At 57.4% G+C, this 20,151-nt stretch carries 21 protein-coding genes and 1 other annotated feature; of the genes, 10 read left to right on the top strand and 11 right to left on the bottom strand.

The features are described from left to right. Positions 1-17 precede the first annotated feature (17 nt). From hisIE to hisL, 9 genes are all read right to left on the bottom strand, one after another. A complete protein-coding gene (gene hisIE, locus BV390_RS01895; RefSeq protein ID WP_085396455.1) occupies positions 18-617 on the bottom strand; it encodes a bifunctional phosphoribosyl-AMP cyclohydrolase/phosphoribosyl-ATP diphosphatase HisIE in 600 nt (199 codons plus the stop codon). Next, on the bottom strand, positions 611-1,387 hold the full coding sequence (hisF, locus tag BV390_RS01890; protein ID WP_004864530.1) for an imidazole glycerol phosphate synthase subunit HisF: 777 nt from the start codon (positions 1,385-1,387) through the stop codon (positions 611-613). The genes hisIE and hisF overlap by 7 nt, the downstream gene beginning before the upstream one ends. After that, the gene (gene hisA, locus BV390_RS01885; protein WP_085396454.1) at positions 1,369-2,106 is read right to left on the bottom strand and encodes a 1-(5-phosphoribosyl)-5-[(5-phosphoribosylamino)methylideneamino]imidazole-4-carboxamide isomerase; all 738 of its coding nucleotides are present in this window, start codon (positions 2,104-2,106) and stop codon (positions 1,369-1,371) included. The genes hisF and hisA overlap by 19 nt, the downstream gene beginning before the upstream one ends. Beyond that, complete coding sequence (gene hisH / locus BV390_RS01880) at positions 2,106-2,696, bottom strand: imidazole glycerol phosphate synthase subunit HisH (protein ID WP_032686800.1); 591 nt, start codon at positions 2,694-2,696, stop codon at positions 2,106-2,108. The genes hisA and hisH overlap by 1 nt, the downstream gene beginning before the upstream one ends. Then, positions 2,696-3,763 (bottom strand): bifunctional histidinol-phosphatase/imidazoleglycerol-phosphate dehydratase HisB, encoded by a 1,068-nt coding sequence (hisB, locus tag BV390_RS01875; protein WP_046852089.1) that lies wholly within the window; start codon positions 3,761-3,763, stop codon positions 2,696-2,698. The genes hisH and hisB overlap by 1 nt, the downstream gene beginning before the upstream one ends. Then, complete coding sequence (hisC, locus tag BV390_RS01870) at positions 3,760-4,821, bottom strand: histidinol-phosphate transaminase (RefSeq protein WP_085396452.1); 1,062 nt, start codon at positions 4,819-4,821, stop codon at positions 3,760-3,762. The genes hisB and hisC overlap by 4 nt, the downstream gene beginning before the upstream one ends. Further along, positions 4,818-6,122: a histidinol dehydrogenase gene (hisD, locus tag BV390_RS01865; protein ID WP_004864519.1), complete on the bottom strand. Its 1,305-nt coding sequence runs from the start codon at positions 6,120-6,122 to the stop codon at positions 4,818-4,820. Before hisD ends, hisC begins: the two co-directional genes overlap by 4 nt. 56 nt (positions 6,123-6,178) lie before the next feature. Then, positions 6,179-7,078 (bottom strand): ATP phosphoribosyltransferase, encoded by a 900-nt coding sequence (hisG, locus tag BV390_RS01860; RefSeq protein WP_085396451.1) that lies wholly within the window; start codon positions 7,076-7,078, stop codon positions 6,179-6,181. Between the two features lie 46 nt (positions 7,079-7,124). After that, positions 7,125-7,247: a sequence feature (His leader region), on the bottom strand. After that, a complete protein-coding gene (gene hisL / locus BV390_RS30505) occupies positions 7,223-7,273 on the bottom strand; it encodes a his operon leader peptide (RefSeq protein ID WP_099130698.1) in 51 nt (16 codons plus the stop codon). It overlaps the preceding feature by 25 nt. 175 nt (positions 7,274-7,448) lie before the next feature. On the opposite strand from hisL, the gene BV390_RS01855 reads away from it, so the two are divergent. The 4 genes from BV390_RS01855 to BV390_RS01845 all read left to right on the top strand — a co-directional run bounded on the left by BV390_RS01855 (position 7,449) and on the right by BV390_RS01845 (position 10,851). Continuing rightward, positions 7,449-8,273, top strand: coding sequence for an SDR family oxidoreductase (locus BV390_RS01855; protein WP_004864515.1), 825 nt, complete (start codon positions 7,449-7,451; stop codon positions 8,271-8,273). A gap of 37 nt (positions 8,274-8,310) precedes the next feature. Beyond that, positions 8,311-9,201: a LysR substrate-binding domain-containing protein gene (locus BV390_RS01850; RefSeq protein ID WP_047665304.1), complete on the top strand. Its 891-nt coding sequence runs from the start codon at positions 8,311-8,313 to the stop codon at positions 9,199-9,201. A gap of 236 nt (positions 9,202-9,437) precedes the next feature. Continuing rightward, on the top strand, positions 9,438-9,503 hold the full coding sequence (gene yoeI / locus BV390_RS31880) for a membrane protein YoeI (protein WP_099002043.1): 66 nt from the start codon (positions 9,438-9,440) through the stop codon (positions 9,501-9,503). Continuing rightward, a complete protein-coding gene (locus tag BV390_RS01845; protein ID WP_032686803.1) occupies positions 9,493-10,851 on the top strand; it encodes an APC family permease in 1,359 nt (452 codons plus the stop codon). Before yoeI ends, BV390_RS01845 begins: the two co-directional genes overlap by 11 nt. 236 nt (positions 10,852-11,087) lie before the next feature. Here the strand turns inward: BV390_RS01845 and BV390_RS01840 are convergent, their stop codons facing one another. Continuing rightward, positions 11,088-11,387, bottom strand: a complete 300-nt coding sequence (locus BV390_RS01840; protein WP_004864510.1) for an ArsR/SmtB family transcription factor — start codon at positions 11,385-11,387, stop codon at positions 11,088-11,090. Between the two features lie 240 nt (positions 11,388-11,627). On the opposite strand from BV390_RS01840, the gene fusA reads away from it, so the two are divergent. Beyond that, the gene (gene fusA / locus BV390_RS01835; RefSeq protein WP_085396449.1) at positions 11,628-13,730 is read left to right on the top strand and encodes an elongation factor G; all 2,103 of its coding nucleotides are present in this window, start codon (positions 11,628-11,630) and stop codon (positions 13,728-13,730) included. Positions 13,731-13,844: 114 nt separating this feature from the next. Here the strand turns inward: fusA and sbcB are convergent, their stop codons facing one another. Continuing rightward, entirely contained in the window at positions 13,845-15,269 is a 1,425-nt protein-coding gene (gene sbcB, locus BV390_RS01830; protein ID WP_085396487.1) for an exodeoxyribonuclease I, read from the bottom strand. 180 nt (positions 15,270-15,449) lie between these two features. On the opposite strand from sbcB, the gene dacD reads away from it, so the two are divergent. The 5 genes from dacD (at position 15,450) to cobT (ending at position 20,123) form a co-directional block, all read left to right on the top strand. After that, positions 15,450-16,616: a serine-type D-Ala-D-Ala carboxypeptidase DacD gene (gene dacD / locus BV390_RS01825; protein ID WP_085396486.1), complete on the top strand. Its 1,167-nt coding sequence runs from the start codon at positions 15,450-15,452 to the stop codon at positions 16,614-16,616. Between the two features lie 147 nt (positions 16,617-16,763). Beyond that, the gene (sbmC, locus tag BV390_RS01820) at positions 16,764-17,237 is read left to right on the top strand and encodes a DNA gyrase inhibitor SbmC (protein WP_032686806.1); all 474 of its coding nucleotides are present in this window, start codon (positions 16,764-16,766) and stop codon (positions 17,235-17,237) included. 112 nt (positions 17,238-17,349) lie between these two features. Continuing rightward, positions 17,350-18,408 carry an FUSC family protein gene (locus tag BV390_RS01815; RefSeq protein WP_004864501.1) on the top strand — a complete coding sequence of 353 codons (1,059 nt, stop codon included), beginning with the start codon at positions 17,350-17,352 and terminating at the stop codon, positions 18,406-18,408. A 168-nt stretch (positions 18,409-18,576) separates the two neighbouring features. After that, entirely contained in the window at positions 18,577-18,900 is a 324-nt protein-coding gene (locus tag BV390_RS01810; RefSeq protein ID WP_004864499.1) for a DUF496 family protein, read from the top strand. A 164-nt stretch (positions 18,901-19,064) separates the two neighbouring features. After that, on the top strand, positions 19,065-20,123 hold the full coding sequence (gene cobT / locus BV390_RS01805; protein WP_032699203.1) for a nicotinate-nucleotide--dimethylbenzimidazole phosphoribosyltransferase: 1,059 nt from the start codon (positions 19,065-19,067) through the stop codon (positions 20,121-20,123). Positions 20,124-20,151 lie beyond the last annotated feature (28 nt).

Genomic DNA, 20,151 nt, shown 5'->3' with positions numbered 1-20,151 from the left:
ACCCTCCCTTCATCGATTTATTTATGCCTGCTACGCAGGTTCTCGACCACCGCCGTCAAATCCAGCCCCTGATCCTGCAGCAGTACCAGCAGGTGATACATCAGATCCGATGCCTCGTTCTTCAGCTCAAACTGGTCGTGCACCGTCGCGGCCAGCGCGGTTTCCACGCCTTCTTCCCCGACCTTTTGCGCAATACGCTTGGTACCGCTGGCGTACAGCTTCGCGGTATATGAGCTTTCCGGATCCGCATGCTTACGCTCGGCCAGCAGTTGTTCCAGCTGATACAGGAACAGCCACTGGTGGCCGGCGTCACCGAAGCAGCTGGAAGTGCCTTTATGGCAGGTCGGGCCGATTGGGTTAACCAGCACCAGCAGGGTATCGTTATCGCAATCCGGAGTAATACTCACCACGTTGAGAAAGTTGCCGGAGGTTTCCCCTTTGGTCCACAGACGCTGTTTGGTCCGCGAATAAAAGGTCACTTTACCGCTCCCTTCGGTCTTCGCCAGCGCATCCTGATTCATGTAGCCCAGCATCAGGACTTCGCCGGAGATGGCGTGCTGTACGATGGCCGGCATCATGCCGTCGGTTTTTTCCCAGTCCAGCTGTTCAGTTAACATACCCTAATCTCCACGCCCTGTGCTGCCAGGTACGTTTTTAGTTCACCAATATTAATAATCTGCTTGTGGAACACCGACGCGGCCAGCGCGCCGTCGACGTTGGCGTCGCGGAAGGCTTCAAGGAAGTGCTCCATGGTGCCGGCGCCGCCGGAAGCGATAAGCGGCACGTGGCAGACGGCGCGGACTTTACGCAACTGCTCAAGATCGTAGCCGTTACGCACGCCATCCTGATTCATCATGTTCAGCACGATCTCGCCGGCGCCACGTTTCTGCACTTCCTGCACCCAGTCGAGAGTCTCCCACTGAGTCACTCGCGTGCGGCTCTCATCGCCGGTGTACTGGTTAACGTGATATTTACCGCTCTCGGCATCAAACCAGGTGTCGATGCCCACCACAATACACTGCACGCCAAAACGATCGGCCAGACGGGTAATCAGCGTCGGATCGGCCAGCGCCGGGGAGTTAATCGAAATCTTGTCGGCGCCGAAGGAGAGAATCTGCGCCGCATCGTCGAGGGATTTAATTCCGCCTGCGACACAGAAAGGAATATCGATCACTTCCGCTACCCGCGACACCCAGCTTTTATCGACGACGCGGCCGTCGCTGGAGGCGGTGATATCGTAGAACACCAGCTCATCAGCGCCTTCGTCGGCATAGCGTTTCGCCAGCGGGACGATATCGCCGATGATTTCGTGATTACGGAACTGCACGCCTTTCACTACCTGGCCGTCGCGAACGTCGAGGCAGGGGATTATCCGTTTTGCCAGCATTGAATGGCCTCCGTTACGTTAAATTTACCTTCCAGCAGCGCGCGACCGACAATCACGCCGCGCACACCGGTTCCGCGCAGCGCGGCAATATCATTAAGGTCGCCGATACCGCCAGAAGACTGAAAGGCCACCTGCGGATAGCGGGCGCACACTTCTTCATACAGCGCGACGTTGGACCCCGCCAGAGTGCCATCGCGAGAGATATCGGTGCACAGGACGTGCTGCAGGCCGACGGATTGATAGCTCTCCACCAGCTCTTCCAGCGTCACGCCGGAGTTTTCCTGCCAGCCGCTGACTGCTACCTGCTTGTTGCCTTGCGCGTCGATACGCACGTCCAGCGCCAGCACCAGATGCTGCGGGCCAAAACGCGTAAACCAGCCTTTTACCACTTCCGGCGATTTCACCGCCGTTGAACCCACCACCACGCGCGCCACGCCTGCGGCAAGCAGGGCTGCCACATCTTCTTCCGTCCGCACGCCGCCGCCAACCTGCACCGGCACGTTCACTCCGGCAACCAGCGTTTTCAGCAGCGGGATCTGGCGCTTCTCCGGGTCTTTCGCGCCGGTCAGGTCGACCAGGTGCAGCACTTCGGCCCCTTGCGCGGCGTAGGACTGCAGGCGCGGCAGCGGATCGTTGCCGTAGTCGCGCTGCTGGCCGTAATCGCCCTGATGGAGACGGACAACCGTGCCGTCAATTAAATCTAAAGCAGGAATGATCATCACATCTCCAGGAAGTTTTTCAGCAGCTGCGCCCCGGCGCTGCCCGAGCGTTCCGGGTGAAACTGGACGCCAAAAAAGTTATCTTTCTGTACCGCCGCGGTGAACGGCTCGCCGTAATGACACTGGGCGATGGTGTAAGGATTCACCGGCATGGCATAGCTGTGAACGAAATAAAAATACGCGCCGTCATCAATACCGCGGAACAGACGGTTCCCGGCTTTCGGGTAGACCCGGTTCCAGCCCATATGCGGCAGCGGCAGCCCGTGGTCGGTCATTTTCGGCACGTCTTCTTCGATAATACCCAGCAAATCCACGCCGTTGCTCTCTTCGCTGCGCCGCCCCAGCAGCTGCATGCCGAGGCAGATGCCGAGCACCGGCTGGGTGCAGGCTTTCACCAGCTCAATCAGCTCGCGTTCGCGAATCTGATCCATGGCCGCCTGCGCGGTACCGACGCCGGGTAAAAACAGTTTATCGGCGCGCAGCACCACATCCGGATCGCGGCTGACCGCCGGCTGGTAGCCGTGGCGGCCGATTGCCGACTTTACCGAATTGAGGTTGGCACAGCCGGTGTCGAGGATCACCACGTTCATCACAGGACTCCTTTCGACGAGGGGAGCGTATCGCCCTGCACGCGAATGGCCTGACGCAGCGTACGGCCAAAGGCCTTAAACAGGCTTTCGACGCGATGATGGTCATTCTTGCCCTTCGTTTTCAGGTGCAGCGTGACCGCCATGGTGTAGGAGAGCGAACGGAAGAAGTGCTCCACCATCTCGGTGCTCAGATCGCCGACGCGCTGATAGGCGAAGTCGGCTTTATATTCCAGGTGCGGGCGACCGGAAATATCCAGCGCGCAGCGGGCCAGACATTCGTCCATCGGCAGCACAAACCCAAAACGGTTGATCCCGCGCTTATCGCCCAGCGCCAGCCTCAACGCCTCGCCCAGCGCCAGACCGGTATCTTCCACGGTGTGGTGATCGTCGATATAGAGGTCGCCGCCGACGTTAATCTCCAGACGGAAACCGCCGTGGGTGGCGATTTGATCGAGCATATGATCGAAGAAGCCGACGCCGGTGTGGATTTTGCTGCCGCCTTCGCGATCCAGCCAGACTTTGACATCCACCTGGGTCTCTTTGGTGTTGCGCTCAACGTGGGCATAGCGGTCGCGGCGAGTCAGCTGTTCGCAGATAGTCGGCCAGTTCAGCGTCTCGCGGTCATAGCGCAGGCCAGTAATGCCCATGTTATCCGCCAGCTCGATGTCGGTGGCGCGATCGCCGATAACGTAGCTGCGGGCTTTATCCATGACGCCCTCTTCCAGCCACGGCAGCACCAGCTGGGTTTTAGGCTTGCGGCATTCGCAGTTGTCGGCCGGCAGATGCGGACAAATCAGCACCTCGTCGAAACTGACGCCCTGGGAAGAGAACACCTGCATCATCAGATTGTGCGGGCCGTCAAACTCCGCCTGCGGCAGACTGTCGGTCCCCAGACCGTCCTGATTGGTGATCATCACCAGCTTGTAACCTTCCTGCTGCAGTTTCAGCAGGGCAGGGATCACCTGCGGCTCAAAGGCCAGCTTTTCAAAGCGGTCTACCTGAAAATCAACCGGTGGCTCGGAAATCAGCGTACCGTCACGGTCAATAAAGAGAAACTTCTGGGTCATACATTCTCCGCAGTCAAAGCGTCAATCACGCGCTGGCTCTCTGCACGGGTACCGATAGTGATACGCAAACAGCCGCTTAATGAGGGTTGTTTATTCTGGTCTCGTAAGATAATGCCCTGATCCCACAAAGATTTAAACACTGTGCTGGACGCTTTAAAGCGTACGAGGACATAGTTAGTCTCGGCGTCGAAGACCTGTTCAACGCACGGGATATCGCGCAGCTGACCGATCAGATACTCACGCTCGTCGAGAATCTGCGCCACGCGCGCGCGCATCGCGGCGATACCCTGCTCGTTGAGCGCCTGGGCGGCAATGTCGGCCACCGGCGTTGACAGCGGGTAGGGGGCGATGACTTTCATTAACAGACTAATCACCTCGGCATTCGCCAGGGTAAACCCACAGCGCAGTCCGGCGAGGGCAAAGGCTTTTGACAGCGTGCGCAGGACCACCAGGTGCGGATAGTCGCTCAGCCAGCCGGCCAGCGTCGCCTGCGGACAGAACTCGATATAGGCTTCATCGGCCACCACAATCGCTTTCCCGCGGGTCATCTCCAGCAGCGTGCGCATATCGTTGGGGTTAATAATCTGCCCGGTCGGGTTATTCGGGCTGCAGACAAACACCACCTTCACGCCGTCGAGATTCGCGGCGATGCCCGGCAGATCGAGCTGCCAGTCGCTCAGGCTCGGTACCGTCCGGCAGGCCACGCCGATGGTTTCAGCGCTAACGCTGTACATGCCGTAGGTTGGCGGACAATAGAGCACCGCATCTTGTCCCGGTTCGCAGAAGGCGCGGATCAGCAGCTCGATACCTTCATCGGCGCCGCGGCTGACCAGAACCTGCTCCGGCTTAACGCCGGCATAGCGGGCATAATTCTCAATCACCGCTTTCGGCTGGCATTCCGGGTAGCGGTTCAGCGTCTGCTGGGTCAGCTGAAATTCGACGGCGGTCGGGAACTCATTGGCGTTCAGCCAGACATCGCCTTTGCCGCCCAGACGGCGAGCAGACTGATAAGGCGTCAGATCGCGCACGTTAGCGCGGGCTAAATCTTCGATGCTCATGCTTGCTCCTTAAGGGCTGCAACGCGCAGCGTAACGGCATTTTTGTGGGCGGTCAGGCGCTCTGCGGCGGCGAGGATCTCAATGGTCGAGGCGAGGGCGGCAAAGCCTTCGCGCGACAGCTCCTGCACGGTCATGCGTTTCTGGAAGTCCGCCAGTCCCAGACTTGAGCAGGTGGCGGTATAGCCATAGGTCGGCAGCACGTGGTTGGTGCCGGAGGCATAATCACCGGCGGATTCCGGCGACCAGTCGCCGAGGAACACCGAACCGGCGCTGGTAATGCTGTCAACCAGTTCACGGGCGTTACGGGTCTGGATAATCAGGTGTTCCGGACCGTACTGGTTGGAGATTTCTACGCACTGGGCGAGATCGCGGGCCACGATAATACGGCTGGCCGAGAGCGCTTCCCGGGCGGTCTCAGCGCGCGGCAGCTCCGCCAGCTGGCGCTCAACGGCGCGGGCGACCTGTTGTCCCATCGCCGCATCCGGAGTCAGCAGGATCACCTGAGAATCCGGGCCGTGTTCCGCCTGCGACAGCAGGTCGGAGGCGACAAAGTCCGGCGTCGCGCCGCTGTCGGCAATCACCAGCACTTCTGACGGTCCTGCCGGCATATCGATCGCCGCGCCGTCCAGACGCTGGCTGACCTGGCGCTTGGCTTCGGTGACGAAGGCGTTGCCCGGGCCAAAAATTTTATCGACTTTGGCCACCGACTCAGTGCCGAAAGCCAGCGCGGCAATCGCCTGAGCGCCGCCGACGTTGAAGATGGTGCGCACGCCGCAAAGCTGGGCCGCGTAAAGAATCTCATCGGCAATCGGCGGCGGGGAGCACAGAACGACCTGTTGGCATCCCGCGATGCGCGCCGGCGTCGCCAGCATCAGTACCGTCGAGAACAGCGGCGCAGAACCGCCGGGAATATAGAGGCCGACGGAGGCGATAGGACGGGTCACCTGCTGGCAACGTACGCCCGGCAGCGTCTCCACGTCCACGCCCGGCAGTTTTTGCGCGTTGTGGAAGGTCTCGATATTGCTGACTGCGACCGCCATGGCTTGTTTCAGCTCATCGCTGAGGCGAGCGCCGGCAGCGGCAATCTCTTCTTCGCTGACTTGCAGCGTTTTGACATCGGTTTTATCAAACTTTGCGCTGTATTCGCGCAGCGCCGCGTCGCCATTGGTTTTGACGTTATCAAGAATGTCCGCCACCGTACGGGTGATGCTGTCGGAGGCAGAAATCGCCGGGCGCATTAAGAGTTGTTGCTGTTGTTCTGCGCTGCAGCTGTTCCAGTCGATGATGGTATTGAAGCTCATGGTCGTTTCCCCTGTCTAATCTCTGAGACAGGCCCGTCGGGCCTGTTCCCCGTGGATTACTCCATCATTTTCTCGATGGGCAGTACCAGAATGGAGCTGGCACCCAGCGCTTTCAGTTTTTCCATGGTTTCCCAGAACAGGGTTTCGCTGCTGACCATATGCATGGCAACACGCTGTTTGTCACCTGCCAGCGGCAGAATAGTCGGGCGTTCAGCGCCTGGCAGCAGGGCCACCACTTCCTCCAGACGTTCGGTCGGGGCGTGCATCATGATGTATTTGGATTCGCGCGCCTGAATCACCCCCTGAATACGGGTCAGCAGACGGTCGATGAGCTGCTGTTTAGCATCGGCCATTTCGCCATCGCGCTGGATCAGACAGGCTTTAGAGCGGAACATCACTTCCACTTCGCGCAGACCGTTGGCTTCCAGGGTGGCGCCGGTGGAGACCAGGTCGCAAATCGCGTCGGCCAGGCCAGCGCGCGGGGCGACTTCAACGGAACCGTTCAGCAGACAGGATTTAAAGGAGATGCCTTTCTGATCGAGGTAGCGCTTGAGCAGGTGCGGATAGGAGGTGGCAATACGTTTGCCGTCCAGCAACGACGGGCCTTCCCAGCGTTCATCCGCCGGAGTGGCCAGCGACAGGCGGCAGCCGCCAAAATCAAGGCGACGCAGAGTGAAATAGCGCGGATCCTCACCCTGAGCGCGACGGCTCAGCAACTCTTCTTCCAGCACGTTCTCGCCAATGATGCCGAGATCCACCACGCCGTCCATAATCAGCCCCGGGATATCGTCATCGCGGACACGCAGAATGTCGATCGGCATATTTTCCGCCAGCGCAATCAGACGCTGGGTGTGCAAATTCACTTTAATGCCACAACGGCTCAGTAATTCGCGTGAATCTTCGCTCAGGCGGCCTGATTTTTGAATAGCTATGCGTAAACGGCTGTTGTCTAACATTCTTATTTCCTCTTAATTCCTGTCTGAATCTGTCCGAATTTGGTTCAAAAAAAAGCCCCCGGAAGTAAATCTTCCGGGGGCTCTATTCGCGCTCATGCACCTCTGGAAGATCTAAACGTCTTCCAGCACACATCGCCTGAAAGACTAGTCAGGATGATGGTGATGATGATGGTGTTTAAATTGAACGCTGTTCATAAAATTCTCTTTGAATGACTATGCATTTGATGCCTTTTAACCTAAACCACTTCAAGCGCAGAAAGCAAGGGCTTTTTACCATCATTAATTCATTTCATCTTTACTGAAGAAATTGTCAGTTGCCGCTGGCTGGCGTAGCCTTAAGTCAGCACAGCGAAAGAGTCAGGAGCCAGGTATGAAAAAGGTCGCAATTGTCGGTTTAGGATGGCTGGGCATGCCGCTCGCTTTGTCATTGAGCGCGCGGGGATGGCAGGTTACCGGCAGCAAAACCACCCAGGACGGCGTGGAGGCGGCGAGGATGTGCGGTATCGACAGCTATCCGTTACGCCTGGAGCCGCAGCTGGTCTGCGATGCCGAAGATCTGGATGCATTGATGAACGTGGATGCGCTGGTGATTACGCTGCCGGCACGCCGCAGCGGGCCTGGGGAGGATTTTTATCTGCAGGCGGTACAGGAGCTCGTCGATACGGCGCTGGCCTACCATATCCCGCGGATTGTCTTCACCAGTTCCACTTCCGTATACGGCAATGCCAGCGGGACGTTAAAAGAAAATTCGCCGCGCGATCCGCAAACCGCCAGCGGCAGGGTGTTGAAGGAGCTGGAGGACTGGCTGCACAACCTTCCGGGTACCTCGGTGGATATTTTGCGTCTGGCCGGACTGGTGGGGCCCTCTCGTCATCCCGGGCGTTTCTTTGCCGGGAAGTCCGCGCCGGATGGTCAGCACGGCGTGAACCTGGTACACCTGCAGGATGTCATTTCAGCAATCGAGCTGCTGCTGCAGGCTCCGAAGGGCGGACACATCTATAATATATGTGCGCCCAAACATCCGGCGCGCGGCGTGTTCTATCCGCAAATGGCCCGTGAACTTGGCTTACCGGCCCCGGTGTTTGCCGATAGCCCAAACGGCGGCGCCGGAAAAATTATTGATGGTAACCGTATCTGCTATGAACTGGGGTTTGACTATCAGTACCCCGATCCGCTGGTGATGCCGATGGAGTAATCCGCCAGCGGGGAATCGCGAACCTGAGGGGGCGGCGATGAAACCACTGCTGGATGTGCTCGTCATTCTGGATGCGCTGGAAAAAGAGGGGAGCTTTGCCGCTGCGTCGGCAAAGCTGTACAAAACGCCTTCTGCGCTGAGCTATACCATTCATAAGCTGGAAAGCGATCTCAATATTCAGCTGCTTGACCGCAGCGGCCATCGGGCGCGCTTTACCCCCACCGGACAGATGCTGCTGGAAAAGGGGCGCGAAGTTCTGCATACCGTCCGCGAGCTCGAAAAACAGGCGATTAAACTGCATCAGGGCTGGGAAAATGCGCTGGTGCTGGCGGTGGATAACACTTTCCCCTTCTTTTTACTGGCGCCTCTGGTCAGCCGGTTCTATCAGCAGCATACCGCTGCCCGACTGCGTTTTGTCCGCGATACGCCGGCCAGTGGCTGGAATGCGCTGGTGGAAGGGCGGGCAGATATTGTCGTTGGGGTATTAAGCGATCCGCCGGCGCGGGTTGGCTATGGCTTTAGCCAGCTAGGTGAGCTGGCGCACATCTTCGTTATCGCGCCGCAGCATCCGCTGGCAAAAATGGATGCGCCGCTAAGCTGGCGGGCGATGAAACACTATCGGGCTATCGTGAGCGGCGGGGAGTGGCCGTCGGTTGACGATCAGGAAAGCCTGGTGACGTACGATTTTGCCGGCCAGCTGATGTTGATTAGCGCGGGGCTGGGATGGGGGTATGTGCCAAGGTATCTGGTGCAGGCTCAGCTGGAAAGCGGTGAGCTGATAGAGAAAGAGGTGGCCTCTCATTTACCCGCGCATCGGGCATGGCTGGGCTGGAATGAAGACGCCGCCGGACTCTCTTGCGCATGGTGGCGCAGCGAGATTTTAGCAAATAATGCTATCCATACGATCTATGATATTAAAATTGTATAAATATTAATCTGTTAAGTAATTGTGGCGACGATTTGGCGCTCCAACATCTTGTCATTTGGCCAGTAAGTGTTGCAAAATACGCGGCCTGAAAAAATAGAAACTAGCCGACGCTTTTTTAAAGTGTCGGTTATTTTTTTGCTTTAAAGACACATCATTCAATACCAAGAGGCCGGGCTTCGTACCGGATAGATATTTACTAAAAACCGACAGTCGTTGTCGCTGAGGAATACACTAAAATGGGGCAATTTTTTGCTTACGCGCTGGCCTTCGCCGTAAAAGGGGATAACCACCATGTCGCATAACGCTACTCCAAAAACCTCTCGCGTGGAATTACGTAAAACGCTTACGTTGATTCCGGTTGTAATGATGGGCCTGGCCTATATGCAGCCGATGACGCTGTTCGATACGTTTGGTATCGTCTCTGGTTTGACCGACGGTCACGTCGCGACGGCTTACGCCTTCGCACTGATCGCCATTCTCTTTACGGCACTGAGCTACGGTAAACTGGTTCGTCGTTTCCCGTCAGCGGGTTCCGCTTACACCTACGCTCAGAAATCCATCAGCCCGGCCGTGGGCTTTATGGTGGGCTGGTCATCGCTGCTGGACTATCTGTTCATGCCGATGATCAATATTCTGCTGGCCAAAATTTACTTTGAAGCGCTGGTGCCTTCAATTCCTTCGTGGATTTTCGTTGTCGCGCTGGTGGCCTTTATGACCATCTCTAACCTGCGCAGCATCAAGACCGTAGCGAACTTCAACACCCTGATCGTTATCCTGCAGATGGGGATCGTGGCGGTGATTGTTGGCCTGATTATCTACGGCGTGATGCACGGCGAAGGCGCAGGCACACTGACCAGCACCCGTCCGTTCTGGTCTGAAGGAGCGCACGTGGTGCCGATGATTACCGGTGCGACCATTCTGTGCTTCTCGTTCCTCGGCTTTGATGGCATCTCTTCGCTGTCTGAAGAGACCAAAGACGCTGAGCGCGTGATTCCGAAGGCTATCTTCCTGACTGCGCTGATTGGCGGCCTGATTTTCATCGGCGCCTCTTACTTCCTGCAGCTCTATTTCCCGGATATCTCGCGCTTTAAAGATCCGGACGCATCACAGCCTGAAATTATGCTGTACGTCGCGGGTAAAACCTTCCAGTGGGGCGTGCTGATCTTCTCCAGCGTGACCGTGCTGGCTTCCGGTATGGCCGCGCATGCAGGCGTTTCTCGTCTGATGTACGTCATGGGCCGCGACGGCGTGTTCCCGACCCGTTTCTTCGGCTACGTCCACCCGAAATGGCGTACTCCGGCGTGGAACGTGCTGCTGGTTGGCGCGATTGCTCTGCTGGCGATTAAATTCGACCTGGTGACGGCGACGGCGCTGATTAACTTCGGGGCGCTGGTGGCATTTACCTTCGTTAACCTGTCGGTGATCTCCCAGTTCTGGATCCGTGAAAAGCGTAACAAGACGCTGAAAGACCACTTTAACTACCTGTTCCTGCCGGTGTGCGGCGCCCTGACCGTGGGTGCGCTGTGGATTAACCTGGAAGAGAGCTCAATGATTCTGGGCCTGATCTGGGGCGGTATTGGTCTGGTGTACCTGGCCTGCGTGACCAAAAGCTTCCGCAACCCGGTACCGCAGTACGAAGACGTGGCGTAACCATCGCCCGTAGTGATTCAAAAAGCCGGAGGGAAACCTCCGGCTTTTTTGTTTCCGTCGCTCGCGGATTTCCCCGTGGTGGCTGACGCCTTACCGGGGTTACAGGGAAGAGCTGTCCGGTAGCCGGAAAGAAGCGACAGATCGGGTCGCTAGTACAGAGCCAGTAGGCCGGGAAAGGCGTCAGCCGCCAGCCGGTAGAAGTGCGGGCACATATCCCGAAGGGTTGACTTCACCTGCTACATCACCTTCAAAAGCGCATCCAGCAGCCCGGGAAAGCGCGCGTCGAGATCCTCCCGGCGCAAGGAAATCATATTCTCCCGTCCCTGAGGGCGCTGCCAGATGACCCCGCTATCGCGCAGGACGCGCCAGTGGTGGGTCATCGTCGACTTGGCGATGTCTTCATGACGCAATGCGTTACAACTCTGCTCGCTGCCGTCGGCCAGGATGCGAACGATCTCCAGGCGCATCGGGTTACCAAGGGCAAAAAGAACATTTTCCAGGCGAATGTGTTCACGTTCGGGGTGATTGGCGATCATAATATTCCTGTGTCGGCGGTTGCGCGGCTCCCGGGAGTCGCAGCCCGTATCGGCGGCTGGCAGGTAATATATCCAAACTGAGGGTCTAACGCCACGCGTGCAAGCCGCCGCTTCACCAATGACAGTGATAGTAAAAATAGTTCGAATATACTCGTACAATTGTACTATGATGGCGGCAGTTAACCACTCTGCGGCACAATTTGGCCGCTTACTGACAGTCAAAATGACTAAGGACGCATCATGCCCCGACCCATCCCTCTCGAACGTTATCGCAACATCGGTATCTCCGCGCATATCGATGCCGGTAAAACCACCACCACCGAGCGCATTCTGTTTTACACCGGAATGAGCCACAAACTGGGTGAAGTACACGATGGCGCGGCAACCACTGACTGGATGGCGCAGGAGCAAGAGCGCGGAATTACCATTACCTCCGCCGCGGTGAGCTGTTTCTGGCCCGGCATGGACCGTAGCTTCGAGCCGCATCGCATCAATATTATCGACACCCCGGGCCACGTGGATTTCACCATCGAAGTGGAGCGCTCGATGCGCGTGCTGGACGGTGCGGTGATGGTCTATGACTCCGTCGGCGGCGTGCAGCCGCAGTCGGAAACCGTGTGGCGACAGGCGAATAAATATCACGTTCCGCGGCTGGCCTTCGTCAATAAAATGGACCGTCCGGGCGCTGATTTCTTCCGCGTCGTGCAGATGATGATTGACCGCCTGAAGGCAAATCCTGTGCCGATCGTGATCCCTGTAGGCGCCGAGGAGCATTTCACCGGCGTGGTGGACCTCATCAAAATGCGCGCCATTTTATGGGATGACGCGACCCAGGGGATGACCTTCAGCTATGCGCCGGTACCGGACGAGCTGCTGGCAACCGCCCGACAGTGGCGAGAGAAAATGGTCTCCGCAGCGGCGGAAGCTAACGATGAGCTGATGGATAAATATCTCGAGAGCGGCGAACTGAGCGAGGCCGATATTGTGGCCGGGCTGCGTAAACGTACCGTTGGCGGCGAAATTCAGCCGGTGCTGTGCGGTAGCGCCTTTAAAAATAAAGGCGTACAGCGGATGCTGGATGCGGTTATCGAACTGATGCCTTCGCCGCAGGATGTGCCGGCGATTGACGGCGTTGATGAGAAAGGGCAGCCGGCGGAACGCCATCCTGGCGACGACGAACCGTTCTCGGCGCTGGCGTTTAAACTGATGACTGACCCGTACGTCGGCCAGCTGACCTTTATTCGTGTCTATTCCGGCACCCTGAAAAAAGGCGACGCGGTTTACAACCCGGTCAAAGGTAAGAAAGAACGCATCGGGCGTATTGTGCTGATGCATGCCAACGATCGCCACGAAGTGGATGAGCTGCATGCCGGGGATATTGCCGCCTGCGTCGGGTTGAAAGATGTCACCACCGGCGACACCCTGTGCGATCCGAATGCGATCATTACCCTGGAACGGATGGAGTTCCCGGAACCGGTGATTTCGTTAGCGATTGAGCCGAAAACCAAAGCGGATCAGGAAAAAATGGGGATTGCCCTCCAGCGCCTGGCCTCTGAGGATCCCTCTTTCCGCCTGCATACTGATGAAGAGTCCGGGCAGACAATTATCTCCGGGATGGGCGAACTGCATCTGGAAATTATCGTCGACCGGATGAAGCGTGAGTTCAGCGTTGAGGCGAATATCGGCCGTCCACAGGTGACCTACCGCGAGACACTGCGTAAAACGGTGAAAGAGGTGGAAGGGAAATTTGTCCGTCAGTCCGGCGGGAAAGGGCAATATGGTCATGTTGTACTGACCCTCGAACCGCTGGCGCCGGGGAGCGGCTTTGTGTTTGAAGACGCAACGAAAGGCGGCGTAGTGCCGCGCGAGTACATTCCTTCGGTGGAGAAAGGCTTGCGCGAAGCGATGGGCACCGGCGTGCTGGCGGGTTATCCGGTGGTCGATGTCAAAGCGACCCTGACATTTGGCTCGTATCATGATGTCGACTCATCGGAAATGGCCTTCCGCATGGCGGCGATTTTCGGCTTCAAGGAGGGGGCGCGCAGAGCCGATCCGGTGATTCTCGAACCGGTGATGCATGTGGAGGTGGAAACGCCGGAAGAGTACGCCGGGAATATTATGGGCGATCTCTCTTCTCGTCGTGGCATGGTGCAGGGGATGGAAGAGCGATTCGGCAGCCAGATTATCCGCGCGGACGTTCCGCTGGCGGAAATGTTTGGCTATTCCACTACGCTGCGCTCGATGTCGCAGGGACGAGCGACTTACAGTATGGAGTTCCATCACTACGCGGAAGCCCCGCGCAACGTGGCAGACACGATTATCGCCAGCCGCGCCAAAGGCTAAATCACCGTTCCCGGGTTGCGGCTGTCGCCTGATCCGGGCGACGGGACCGTGCGGCATGGGGGGTTATCGCCCGGACAAGGCGCAGCAAGCGCCGCCTCCGGGCTCTCCCGCAACTTAGACAATCTCCTGCGCGTACTGCCACAGCGCCTTCAACTGCCCGAGCTTTTCACTGTCCTGTTGATGCTGTTGATACAGCATCTGCAGCTCATCGGCATAGGCCTGCAGAAACGCCGGCGTAAACACCTCGCGACGATGCTCTAACCAACGCTGCTGCTCGGCCTCGTCAAGGCTGCCGGGGAAGTTACGGGCGCGGTAGTTAAACAGCAGACGCTCTATCCGTTGGTCGGCAAAAGTAATATCCAGCGCTGGCAGGTTACGCGGCTCGGTTTCCAGCACAATTTTCATCGCCGCGCGGTCGGCATCGCTGAAAAAGCCGTTATAAAGCTGAGTATCGACGTTGTCGGAGGGAACAAACGGCTCCGCTTCAGCGAAAATAGCCACCACGTTTTCCCGCACCTGCGGATGACTGCGCAACAGCTGCAGGTTATCCAGACAGCGCTGGCGGTTAATCCCCAGACGCTCGGCATCCTGCGGGCGTAGCGTATTATCCTGGGCCAGTACCGGGCATTTATTGAGATGAACCAGCTTAACCGGCACCGCCGCCAGCTCGCCCAAATCGGCTTTTGGCGTGTACAGCCGCTCGCGCAGGGTATCGGCATCCAGTTCCAGCAGCGGCGTCATGTCGCCGGCCAGATCGACCATGATCACCGCATTGCGGTTATCCGGATGCCAGGCCAGCGGTGCCACCAGGCTGGTGTTGCCGCGCGCCGCGCCGAACATGCCGGAGACATGGACCAGCGGCTTCATGTGCGCAACGTCGATCAGCGTCGCCAGCTTGCGCTTGTTCCGATAACTGTAGAGATAGTCAAACAGACGCGGTTGCCGGGCTTTGACCAGTTTTGCCATGGCGATGGTGGCATAAACGTCGGCCATCGCGTCGTGGGCGTTGCTGTGTTCAATGTCGTTAGCGACGGTCAGATGCTCAAGGCGAAAACTCGGCAGACCCTCGTCGTTCTCCGGCCAGTTGATCCCTTCCGGGCGCAGGGCATAGCAGGCGCGCATCACATCCAGCAGATCCCAGCGCGAGTTGTCGTGCTGCCAGCTCCAGGCGTAGGGATCGTAAAAGTTACGATAGAAAATATTACGGCTGACCTCATCATCGAAGCGCACATTGTTATAGCCGACGATGCAGGTTTTCGGCACCGTGAACAGATCGTGAATCCGGCGGGCAAAGGCGGCTTCATTGTCGCCTTTGGCGTTCGCTTCCTGCGGGGTGATCCCGGTTATCATCACCGCCTGCGGCTGCGGCAGATAGTCGTCGGCCAGTTTGCAGTAGAAAACCTCCGGTTCACCGATGATATTCAGTTCGGCATCGGTACGAATGGCGGCGAACTGGGCCGGTCGATCGAGCGCAGGGTGGGTGCCGAAGGTTTCGTAATCGTGGAATAAAAATCCGGGCTGGTTGGCGCTATCTTGCATAATCTGTTCATTTTCCATGGTGGCTGGCACTCGTTATGGTAAACGATTTACCTGGGCATCAGAAGGGCGTTGGCTACGCGGCGCTTCCGCCGTGTCATATTTTCTTGCAATTAAACCCTGATTTGAAAGGAGAACTTCCGTAAAAAGGACGGCGAATCTGTCAATTTAGAGGATATGCCGTTGAAAGGCCGTTTTTTTATTGCTGTAACTTTGCTCGCTTCGAGCGTTTCTTGCGCATTTGCTGCCAATGATTTCCCCGTCACCGTGCCGCCACCGTCCATTCAGGCGGGCTCCTGGGTACTGATGGATTACACGACCGGGCAGATCCTGACTGCGGGTAATGAACACCAGCAGCGCAACCCTGCCAGCCTGACCAAACTCATGACCGGATACGTCGTCGATCGCGCCATCGACAGCCATCGCATCTCCTTTGACGATATGGTGACCGTCGGCCGCGACGCCTGGGCGAAAGGCAACCCTGTCTTCGACGGCTCGTCGCTGATGTTCCTTAAGGTCGGCGATCGGGTCAGCGTACGTGATTTAAGCCGCGGCCTCATCGTCGACTCCGGCAATGATGCCTGCGTGGCGCTGGCTGATTATGTCGCGGGCGGCCAGCCGCAGTTCGTGGCGATGATGAACGAGTACGTAAAAAAACTGCATCTGCAGGATACCCACTTTGAAACCGTGCATGGCCTGGATGCGCCGGGCCAACACAGCTCGGCGTACGATCTGGCGGTGCTGTCGCGGGCTATCATTCACGGCGAGCCTGACGTTTATCACATGTACAGCCAAAAAAGTCTGACGTGGAACGGGATTACCCAGCAAAACCGCAACGGGCTGCTGTGGGATAAGACCATGAATGTTGATGGATTAAAGACCGGGCATACCTCCGGCGCTGGCTTTAACCTGATTGCCTCCGCGGTGGACGGCCAGCGGCGCCTGATTGCCGTAGTGATGGGCGCCGATAGCCCGAAAGGGCGCGAACAGCAGGCGGCAAAACTACTGCACTGGGGTCAGCAAAATTTCGACACCGTTCAGGTGCTGCAAAAGGGCAAAAAGGTCGGCAGCGAACGTATCTGGTACGGTGATAAAGAACAAATCCAGCTGGGCACCGATCAGGATTTCTGGCTGGCGCTGCCGAAGTCGGAAGTACCGCGTATTAAAGCCAGGTACGTGCTGGACAAAAAAGATCTCGAGGCGCCCATTGCCGCAAATCAACGGGTCGGGGAAATCTCACTCTATGATGGCGACAAAGTGGTCGCGCACTGGCCGCTGGTGACGCTGGAAAGCGTCGGCAAGGGCGGGGTGTTCTCGCGGATGAGCGATTATCTGCATCACGTGCTTTAACCGCCACGCCCCGCACGGGGCGTTTTTTTTGGCTCATTTTTCGCTCCCCTCCATTGGCCACTCTGTGAATCAGCGCACATACTGATGTGCATCACCTGGCTACAGTATATGTACATTTATACAGTTGTTATCACTGGTGGAGGCAATATGAACTACAGCGTGAAGTCCGTCGGCAAACGTACCATTGCCGGTTTTCATATGGTGGGACCCTGGGATCAGACCGTTAAACAGGGGTTTGAGCAGCTCATGGCATGGGTCAGCGGCCGTCAGATTCCGGCACAGGAGTGGGTAGCCGTTTACTATGACAATCCCGATCGGGTTCCAGCGGAGAAGCTGCGCTGCGATACGGTGGTCACCGTGGCAGACGATTTCGTCATTCCACCCAACAGCGAAGGGGTCATTCTCACTGAGATTGCCGGGGGAGAGTATGCCGTCGCCAGCGCACGGGTGGAGAATCACGACTTCTCGACGCCGTGGCTGGCGTTCTTCAATAGCCTGATGCAGAGCAAAGAGTATCAGCTGGCGGAAAAACCCTGTTTTGAGGTCTATCTCAACGACGGCAATCAGGACGGTTACTGGGACATCGAAATGTATGTCGCGGTCGAACGGGTGGTGAAATAAGCGTTTACCCCCGCAGTGGACAAGGTTTTTTACATTAGCGTACTGCTTACATTGAAAAAGCAGTTACAATTGGCCTTTGCTTCCTGCCGCCGTTTGCTTGCTGGAGAGGTCTGTGCGCGCTGATAAATCACTTAAGCCTTTCGAAATCCGTCTGTATCGCCACTATCGCGTGGTGCATGGCATTCGAATTGCTTTGGCCTTTGTCCTCACTTTTTTACTGGTTCGTTTGCTGAATGTACCGGAAGGGACGTGGCCTCTGATCACCCTGGTGGTGGTGATGGGGCCGATTTCGTTCTGGGGCAACGTGGTGCCGCGCGCCTTCGAGCGTATCGGCGGCACTATCCTCGGCTCGGCACTCGGGCTGGTGGCGTTAAAGCTTGAGCTTATCTCCTTACCCGTCATGGTGCTGTGGTGCGCGGTGGCGATGTTCCTCTGCGGCTGGCTGGCGTTAGGGAAAAAACCGTACCAGGCGCTGCTCATCGGCATTACGCTGGCGGTGGTGGTGGGCGCGCCGCCTGGCGATATGCACACCGCGCTATGGCGAAGCGGCGATGTTATCTTTGGTTCCCTGCTGGCCATGCTGTTCACCGGCATCTGGCCGCAGCGGGCGTTCTTGCACTGGCGAATCCAGATGGCAAATTACGTCACCGCCTTCAACCGGCTTTATCAGGCCGGGTTCTCCCCTAATCTGGTGGAAAGACCGCGGCTGGAAAAACATCTGCAAAAAGTGCTTAACGATGTGGTGAAGATGCGCGGGCTGATTACCCCGGCGAGTAAAGAAACCCATATTCAGAAAGCCATTTTTGAAGCCATTCAAACCGTGAGTCGTAACCTGGTCTGCATGCTGGAACTGCAGATCAATGCATACTGGAGCTCGCGTCCCGGTCATTTTGTGATGCTGAACGCCCACACGCTGCGTGAGACCCAGCAGATGACCCAGCAAACGCTGCTGACGATTGCGCATGCGCTGTATGAAGGTAATCCACAGCCGATTCGCGCCAACACGGAAAAACTCAATGATATCGTCGCCGAACTGCGCGAACTCATGAAAGAGCACCAGGGAGATAGCCTGGCGGAAACCCCGATCCACGGCTACGTCTGGCTGACGATAGAACTGGCGCGCCAGCTTGAACTGTTGTCGAATTTAATCTGCCGGGCTTTGCGTAAATAAAAACCAGATGCGCGCAATTTGCCCACAGGTTGCTTCGATTCAGCAGCATTTAGGGTTATGATAAACGTAAAGGAAAAAACATTGTCATCCGCGGCTGCTAACAGTTATGTTAGCCCTATATAGCAGTCGCTTTAGCGAATCCGAATCTCAAATATTAGGGGTGTAAAAATGGAAACAACTAAGCCTTCTTTCCAGGACGTACTGGAGTTTGTTCGTCTGTATCGTCGTAAGAACAAATTGCAGCGTGAAATTCAGGACGTTGAGAAAAAGATCCGTGATAACCAGAAGCGCGTACTGCTGCTGGACAACCTCAGTGACTACATCAAACCGGGCATGAGCGTTGAAGCTATTCAGGGCATCATCGCCAGCATGAAAAGCGATTACGAAGATCGTGTTGATGACTACATCATCAAAAATGCCGAACTGTCGAAAGAACGTCGTGACATTTCCAAAAAGCTGAAAGTCATGGGCGAAGCGAAGGTCGAAGAGTAATCGCATCGTACCTGCCCGGCGGCGGCTCTCGCCGTCGGGAATTATCCCCTCTCTGATTTATCTCCTTCTCCCGGCGGCGAACCGCGGCGTCACGCCAGTTTTCATGCGCGACCGCGTTCACAACGGGCTATGGCAAATCACCTGAAAGTGCTACGAGGAACATGATGGACAATCTTTCGGCCTTGATCGCCGACATTCCGCTGCCGGACCGCGCGGCGATGGCTCAGGCGCAACAACATCTGGATGGTTTATTAAAACCACCGGGCAGCCTGGGGCGACTGGAGGCGCTGGCAGTCCAGCTGGCCGGAATGCCGGGGCTGCGGGGACAGCTGCAGCTGGCGGAAAAAGCCATTGTGGTGATGTGCGCCGATCACGGCGTCTGGCACGAAGGGGTGGCGATCTCGCCGCAGGCCGTCACGGCGATTCAGGCGATAAACATGACCCGCAAAAATACCGGCGTCTGCGTACTGGCGGCCCAGGCGGGCGCGCAGGTGCATGTGGTCGATGCCGGTATCGACGCGGATCCGATCGCTGGTCTGGTGGATATGAAAGTGGCGCGCGGCAGCGGCAATATTGCCCGGACGGCGGCAATGAGCCGGGAACAGGCGACGGCGCTGCTGCTGGCCAGCATTCGCTATACGCGAGAACTGGCGGCGCAGGGCGTACGCGTGTTCGGCGTTGGTGAACTGGGGATGGCGAACACCACGCCTGCGGCGGCGGTCGTCAGCGTGCTTACCGGTAACGATGCGCAGGATGTGGTGGGCATCGGCGCTAACCTGCCGGTATCGCAGCTGGGACACAAAGCCGATGTCGTCCGCCGGGCAATTGCTGTGAATCAGCCGCAGGCAGACGATGGCCTGGACGTGCTGGCGAAAGTCGGCGGATTTGATTTGGTGGGGATGACCGGCGTGATGCTGGGCGCCGCCTCCTGCGGACTGCCGGTTGTGCTGGACGGTTTCCTCTCCTATGCCTCCGCCCTGGCAGCCTGTCGTCTGGCTCCTGGCGTGCATTCATATCTGATCCCTTCACATCTGTCGGCGGAAAAAGGGGCGCGTATTGCGCTGGAACATCTGCAGCTGAAGCCCTATCTGGATATGGATATGCGGCTGGGAGAGGGGAGCGGCGCCGCGCTGGCGATGCATCTTGTGCAGGCGGCGTGCACGGTATTTAACGAAATGGGGACGCTGGCGGAGAGTAATATCGTCCTGCCGGAAAGCCGCTAAGCCGGTCTCAGGGCGACGGCCGTCGCCC

This window comes from Klebsiella sp. YJ (genome assembly GCF_002108615.1).
Classification (GTDB): domain Bacteria; phylum Pseudomonadota; class Gammaproteobacteria; order Enterobacterales; family Enterobacteriaceae; genus Klebsiella; species Klebsiella planticola.
This window is presented reverse-complemented; position numbering and strand designations above follow the sequence as displayed.